Origin of the sequence: Intestinibacter sp., assembly GCF_051866655.1 — a bacterium.
In the GTDB taxonomy this organism is placed as follows: domain Bacteria; phylum Bacillota; class Clostridia; order Peptostreptococcales; family Peptostreptococcaceae; genus Intestinibacter.
Genome location: NZ_JBJDXL010000079.1, coordinates 1 through 7,093, shown reverse-complemented (window position 1 = coordinate 7,093; position 7,093 = coordinate 1). Strand labels below are relative to the sequence as shown.

Below are 7,093 nucleotides of genomic sequence, written 5' to 3'. Positions count from 1 at the left end.
TTAGAATATATTAGGTTTAAAAATATGTAAAGTATGATTTTAGTAGTACTACTTATTATGGTAAAGTAGTACTACTAAAATCGTACTTTTTGATAAGTTTCTTTAATTTATAATTATATTATGGAAATATGATAAATTTTCCAAAATAAATATATGGGAGGAGAAAGATGAGGGGAATTTTTAAAAAGTTAGGAACAACGTTTTTAGCTATATGCTTAGTTATAGCTATGTTGCCTCTTCAAGTGTTTGCAGAACAAACACAGGGATTAGATGTAGAGAAACATACTAAACAAGAAATTTATAATTATGTTCAACAAAAGAATATAAATTTAGATTTCGATACTCAATATTCAGAACAACCAAGTACAACACAACCATATGCACCAGGAAAACTAACTGACGAAACATTGAATTCAGCTTTAGACACATTAAATCTAATGAGATATATCGCAGGACTTTCTGATGTAAAACTTAGCGATACATACAATCAATTTTCACAAGCAGGTTCATTAATATCAGCTATAAATGAAAAAACTTCGTATTATCCAGATAAACCAGATGGTATGAGCGATGAATTATATAATAAAGGTTATGCAGGCTGTAATAGTGGAAGCTTATCTTCTTCTGACTATGACAATTTAAACAGAACTATTGTAGATGAATGGATGGCTGATAGTAGCAATATAAAAACAGTAGAAAATAGAAGATGGATATTAAATCCTGCCATGCAAGCTACTGGATTTGGTCAAGTTGGAATTTACAAAACTATGTATGTTAATGATAATATGTATGATAATGATGAGAATCTGTTGAGCACTGATAAAGTAGCATGGCCAGCTCAAGTGACTCCTATAGAGTATTTTGATGAAGAATCTCCATGGTCTTTAACTATAGGTAGCTATATATCTGATTCATCAGATGTAACAGTAAAGGTTACATGTAAAAATACGAATGAAGAATGGACTTTAACTCCTGGCAAATCGTCTAAAGGATATCTTTATGTAGATAATAATATCTATGGAGAACAAGGTTGTATAATATTTAGACCTTCAGGATTTTCTTGTGAAGATGGAATGATGTATAATATTACAGCTACAGGAATCTTTGGTACTGTATCATATGATGTAGAATTCTTTAAGCTTTCAAATGATTCTCAAAAACTCGTTACATTTGATGCAGATAATGGTACTGAAAGTATAGTTAAATCAGTAGGTGTAGATGAACAATTAAACTATACACCAGAAACACCTAAAAAAGAGGGATACACATTTGTAGGATGGTACAAGGATACTGATGATATAACTACAGAATATAAATCAGGTGCTACATATATAGAAGATATAACATATAAGGCTAAATGGGCTCATGTTGAAATGCTTGGAGCACAAGTTAAGATGGTAGTAGATGATAAAAGTGGTATAAGGTTTGGCACTAAGATATACAGCGATGGCGATGAAATAGTAGAAAAAGGAACTCTAATACTTCCTGCTAATTTATTATCAGAAGGTCAAACTCTAACAGTAGACAATAAATTAGCAGCTAAATCTGTTGGCAAAGTAAATTATGAAATAAACGAAAAAGAAAATTATATAACTTATTTAGGAACAATAGTAGATATACCAAGAGCTCAATTTGATAGACAAATGACAGCAAGTGCGTATGTGATTTATAAGGATAAAGCTGGAAATGAATATACTGTTTACGCACTATATCAAAATGGTTCAACAAGTGTAAATAGATTATTGTCTGAATAATAACGCATTTAAAAAATTAATTTGTATTATATATGAATTTGTTTTTTAAAAATAAAATAATAATTTTAAGTAACATAACAAAGAAGAGAATCTAACAAAATAAATTTTAATCCCGGAAGAATTTATTTTTAGGTTCTCTTTTTTGATTAGTATAAAAATATGGAAAAATAATGCATTAAACGATTTTATTGTATTGTTTTTGGGTATTTAATATATAGGATTTATTTTAAATAGAAAATTACATATTAAAAACTTATATTGGAGAGATGTATATGAAGATATTTAATAGCGATATAAAGATAATAGGAGACGACGAAGGGTTTATAATACTTGAATGTCCGTATTGTAAAAGTGAGTTTAAATTATCAGCAGATGACATTCAATCAAACGGAGATATTTATTTCGAGATATTTTGTCCGTACTGTGGACTCAGCAAGGAAATAAAGAATTTTTATACAAGGGAGATAAAATCTAAGACTACAAGAGCTAAGAGAGAAAAAAACAAAAATATAATAAAAGAACAAGATAAAAAGCCTCGTGATAATAATATAAGGCTTTCATCGAGTAAATCACTAGATTTGAGCTTTTCTAGTATGGAAAGAGAAATAGATAAAAATCAAAATAAGGATTTCTATCAAATAAAAATGGACAATAAAAAGCTAGAAAATGTAAATGTAGATAGATTAAAGGACAAGGATTTAAAAGAGATTTCGTATAAATGCAGTATATGTAATTCGTCTGAAAAGCTTCTATCAGATGGCGAAACTGTACTTTATTGTGCTTATTGTGGGGTGAGTTTATAATGGATTTAAGAGAACTTAGAAAGATTAGCTTTGAATTTAGGAGAATAAGTAGCGATATGCTAAATTCAATAAGCGATGACAACAACGCTTATTTGATAAAATTTAGAAATTTTATAGATGATACAAAAATAATAAAGGATTACATAGATTCAAAGGTAAAGTACTCGACTATAGACTGGTCTAAATCTTTTATAGAAGAGGATTGTGGGTTCAAAAGTGTAATAACACCTACAAATCAAAACGACCATATAAAGGCTATGTACGACTACCTTTTAGTTATGACTGATAGAAATAAGAGCTTAAATGGCGAGGCGTTTGATTTTCATCTAGGAAGATGCAAGGTAAATGAGAGAATTCAGTTTTATCTAAATAGAGTATTTTTACCTCTAGTTCACTATATAAACGATTTTCTAATAGAAGAGATGTTGTCTCTAGATGAAAAGAAATAATAGGAAGGAAAAATGTAAATGAGATTAGTAATATTAGTAGATAACTATGCAATAAATGGAAGAAATCTAAAAGGAGAAGGAGGAGCATCTTATTATATAGAAGATGAGGATAAAAAATTTCTACTAGATGTAGGTGTGTCTGATTTGTTTATGAAAAATGCCGAAAACCTAGATATAGATTTAAAGGATGTAGATACAGTAGTTCTATCACACGGTCACTATGATCATACGACAGGTATAAAGTATTTTATAGATAGTAAGGATAAAAAAATAAATATAATTTGCCATCCTCTTTCATTTAATAAAAAGAAAAGGGAAAATAAAAATATGGGAGCACCATATAATAAAGAAGAAATAGAAAAGCTTGCAAATGTGACTTTTTCTAAAGAGCCTCTAAAGATAAGCAAAAATATAACTTATCTAGGACAAATTCCAGATACAGTTGAATTTGAAAATAGAAAGCTTATGGGGCAAATAGAAATAAATGGCGAATTTAAAGATGATTATATACTAGATGATTCTGCTCTTTTATACAAAACAAAGGATGGAATTTATATAATCACAGGATGCTCTCACAGCGGTATCTGCAACATCATCGAGTACGCCAAAAAAATAGCAAATGACGACAGAGTACTTGGCATAATAGGAGGTACTCACCTTCAAGAGATAAACGAGCAGACTTCTAAAACTATAGAATATTTCAAAGAAAACGACATAAGGGAATTATACCCATGTCACTGCACTAAATTTCATGTAAGAGCAGAGATGTTTAAAACGCTAGATATAAAAGATGCATATGTAGGGCTTGAAGTAAACTGGTAAAATTAGCTAATTTCCCAAATGGTTTCTATAAAAGGGGCTAACCGTAAATTATTTTACGATTAGCCTCTTATATTTTGCAATGAATATTATAAATTATTTTTACATAATAGAATTTATTTTATCTGATACTAACTTAGCACTTGAATTTAAGTCGTCTAAAACTTCCTTTAACGAATTTTCGTAGATAAACTCGATAATAGTAGTAGAAGCTGTGATGCTGACTGTTCCGTACAGTACATCGTTTTTTAAAAGTATAGGAACTGCTATACTGCGGTGTTCCTTGCTTTTTAGGATTACCAAAAATAAATAATGAAAAAGATTTAGAAAACAGCGATATAGTATTTATGGGTGTACCTTGGGAAGGTGTATGTACTTATGGAGGATATTCAGGATGTGAACTATCTACTAAGAATATACGTCAAGCATCTATAAGATACGGCGGATACTTACCAGATTACGATTTAGATGTATTCGACCATTTTACAGGAGGAGATTTTGGCGATTGTCCAGTTCAAAATGGAAACTATGAATTCTCTTTCAACAGCATGAGACAATACTTAAAGAAAATACTTGATAAAGATAAGTTACCTATAATATTCGGTGGAGATCACTCTATATCATATCCACTTATAAGCGAATTTGCTAAAAAATACAATGGAAATATAGGTGTTATACATTTTGATGCACATATGGACAATATGAATAATTTTGGTGAAGAAAAATTTGCGAGATGTTCACCATTCCATAGATTATACGAAGATGACAACGTAAATCCAGAAAAAATAGTTCACTTCGGAATAAGAGGACCTAGAAATAATCCAGCAGGTCTTAAAGCAGCTCGTGAAAATGGAGCTACAGTTATAAGCGGTATGGAAGTAAAATTAAACGGAATACTACCATCAATCAAAAAAGCGATTGAAATAGCAGGAAAAGATACAGATGCAATATATGTAACTGTTTGTTCAGACATATTAGATATAGCAAACAACCCTGCAGGACCTCCAGATTTTTGTGGACTTACAACTTATGAACTAGCTGCAGCACTGCATGAATGTGGTAAAGCTGGGGCTAAGGCTATGGATTTTGTTGAATTATATCCAGGTCAAGACCCTAACAATGTATCAGGCCACGTAGCAACATGGATGTCAATATACTTCTTAGCTGGTGTAACTAAGAATAAATTAGGTATCGAATAGGAGGCGCCATGGAAGCTAAACAAACTACTAAAAAGAAATATACATTAAAAGAAAAGCTAATGGCTATAGGTCCAGGGGCTATGATAACAGCTTCATTTATAGGACCTGGGACAGTTACTACTTGTACAAGAACAGGGGCATCTTATGGATACGCGCTTTTATGGACAGTAATATTTTCAATCATAGCTACAATGGTTTTACAAGAGATGTCTGCAAGACTTGGAGTAGTTTCAAGATTAGGACTAGGAGAAGCAATAGCTAAACAGTTTAAAAATCCTGCTCTTAGAACTTTCAGTATAGCCCTAGTAGGAATATCTATAACTTTAGGATGTGCAGCTTATATATCAGGAGATCTATCAGGAAGTGCGATGGGTATATCTACAATAACAGGTATAGATAGTCAAATTATAGGGCCTATTATAGGATGTATAGTTTTATTTATAGTATATAAGGGGTCATTTAAAATATTAGAAAGACTACTTACAGCTCTAGTTGTTGTAATGGCAGTAGTTTTCGTAACTACAATGTTTGTAGCTAAGCCAGATTTAGGAGAAGTGGCTAGAGGATTTATACCAAGTGTACCTGCTGGAGGTATGATGATGGTTATATCTTTAATAGGTACAACTATAGTTCCATATAACTTCTTTATACATTCATCTTCAGCAAAGGAAAACTGGCCTTCAGAGGATATGCTTGAATTATCTAAATGGGATACTATAGTTTCTATAGGTGTAGGTGGATTAATAACAGCTGCTATACTTATAACATCAGGAACTCTAATGAGAGGTATTACAGTTACTTCAGCAGCAGATTTATCTATACAATTAGAACCATTACTAGGATCTTGGGCTAAAGTGTTCTTAAGTGTTGGGTTATTTGCAGCTGGTCTATCTTCTGCAATAGCTACACCACTTGGTGCATCTTATACTTTAGCAGGTCTTTTAGGATGGGAATACGGTCATCACGATAAGAGATTTAGAAATGTTAATATAGCTATAGTTATAGTAGGTATAATCGTTTCAGGAACAGGTTTCTCTCCTCTAACTATAATACTTATGGCACAAGCTCTTAATGGTATAATCTTACCAATAGTAGTTATTTACTTAGTAATAGTAACTTGCAATAAGAAATTACTTGGAGAACACACAAACGGACCAATTGCTGTAATTTTAGGTATAGCTATCGGTATAATAACAATAATACTTGGTGGATCTGCTTTAATATCTGCAATTCAAAGTATTATGGCGATGTTTTAAAAATATTAAATTTTAAAAGAGACGAGCTTTAGTGATAAGCTCGTCTTTTGCATTAGAAATTAAAATTCTATTACTTTCTATTCTTTTATTTTTTAATAATTTGTTATAATATATTTATTACAAGATTGTCCTATATGGGAAATATTGACTAAAAAATATAAGTAATAAATTCAACAATAGGAGGAAAGTTATGCCACAAATAAAAGTAAGAGGAATAAATGAAAACGACATCTGTAAAATAAGTGAAAAGATGATTGATGAATTAGTAGAAGCAGTAAAATGCCCAAGAGATTATTTTGAAATAGAATGTATAAAGTCTGTTGCTATAAGAAATGGTAAGATAGCAGATGTATATCCATTTGTAGAAGTAGCTTGGTTTGATAGAGGTCAAGAGGTGCAAGATACTGTAGCTAAAATAATAACTAATAATATAAGAGAAAATCTAAATATAGAAAGTATGGATTTAGCTTTCACAGTTTTTGAAAAAGAGAAGTATTATGAAAATGGAGAGCACTTCTAAGAATTTATAAATGTGTTAACTAAATTTGGGTATATAAAACAAAATGAATCTAAATATGAGTAATGTACAAAAGGTGTATCAAAAATGATACACCTTTTTAAGTATTGGAAGTACAATTATTTTTTCAGATATTTATACCTTTTTGCCCATAAGATAAAAAGTACCATTCTTTAAGTTAGCTAATCCTATTTTTGAATAGTCTAATTTTATATAAAATAACTATTAAATCCGAGTAGGAAATTATATTAAAAAAATAAAAACAACTAACAATATAAATTTTTTCAAAATCAAAA

At 30.4% G+C, this 7,093-nt stretch carries 8 protein-coding genes; 7 read left to right on the top strand and 1 reads right to left on the bottom strand.

The genetic code is table 11. The annotated features are described in order from the left end of the window. The first annotated feature begins 167 nt into the window (after positions 1–167). The 4 genes from ACI3VO_RS02190 to ACI3VO_RS02175 all read left to right on the top strand — a co-directional run bounded on the left by ACI3VO_RS02190 (position 168) and on the right by ACI3VO_RS02175 (position 3,828). Positions 168–1,754 carry an InlB B-repeat-containing protein gene (locus ACI3VO_RS02190; protein WP_439756338.1) on the top strand — a complete coding sequence of 529 codons (1,587 nt, stop codon included), beginning with the start codon at positions 168–170 and terminating at the stop codon, positions 1,752–1,754. 272 nt (positions 1,755–2,026) lie between these two features. Continuing rightward, positions 2,027–2,557: a hypothetical protein gene (locus tag ACI3VO_RS02185; RefSeq protein WP_439756337.1), complete on the top strand. Its 531-nt coding sequence runs from the start codon at positions 2,027–2,029 to the stop codon at positions 2,555–2,557. Continuing rightward, positions 2,557–3,006 carry a hypothetical protein gene (locus tag ACI3VO_RS02180; protein ID WP_439756336.1) on the top strand — a complete coding sequence of 150 codons (450 nt, stop codon included), beginning with the start codon at positions 2,557–2,559 and terminating at the stop codon, positions 3,004–3,006. The genes ACI3VO_RS02185 and ACI3VO_RS02180 overlap by 1 nt, the downstream gene beginning before the upstream one ends. A gap of 18 nt (positions 3,007–3,024) precedes the next feature. Then, the gene (locus ACI3VO_RS02175) at positions 3,025–3,828 is read left to right on the top strand and encodes an MBL fold metallo-hydrolase (RefSeq protein ID WP_439756335.1); all 804 of its coding nucleotides are present in this window, start codon (positions 3,025–3,027) and stop codon (positions 3,826–3,828) included. Between the two features lie 99 nt (positions 3,829–3,927). Here the strand turns inward: ACI3VO_RS02175 and ACI3VO_RS02170 are convergent, their stop codons facing one another. Further along, on the bottom strand, positions 3,928–4,128 hold the full coding sequence (locus ACI3VO_RS02170) for a hypothetical protein (RefSeq protein ID WP_439756334.1): 201 nt from the start codon (positions 4,126–4,128) through the stop codon (positions 3,928–3,930). A 44-nt stretch (positions 4,129–4,172) separates the two neighbouring features. Here ACI3VO_RS02170 and ACI3VO_RS02165 point away from each other — a divergent pair, with 44 nt between their 5' ends. The 3 genes from ACI3VO_RS02165 to ACI3VO_RS02155 all read left to right on the top strand — a co-directional run bounded on the left by ACI3VO_RS02165 (position 4,173) and on the right by ACI3VO_RS02155 (position 6,800). Beyond that, positions 4,173–5,024 (top strand): agmatinase family protein, encoded by an 852-nt coding sequence (locus ACI3VO_RS02165; protein ID WP_439756333.1) that lies wholly within the window; start codon positions 4,173–4,175, stop codon positions 5,022–5,024. Positions 5,025–5,032: 8 nt separating this feature from the next. Then, on the top strand, positions 5,033–6,280 hold the full coding sequence (locus tag ACI3VO_RS02160; RefSeq protein WP_439756332.1) for an Nramp family divalent metal transporter: 1,248 nt from the start codon (positions 5,033–5,035) through the stop codon (positions 6,278–6,280). A 190-nt stretch (positions 6,281–6,470) separates the two neighbouring features. Then, positions 6,471–6,800, top strand: coding sequence for a DUF1904 domain-containing protein (locus ACI3VO_RS02155; protein ID WP_039681307.1), 330 nt, complete (start codon positions 6,471–6,473; stop codon positions 6,798–6,800). Positions 6,801–7,093: the final 293 nt, after the last annotated feature.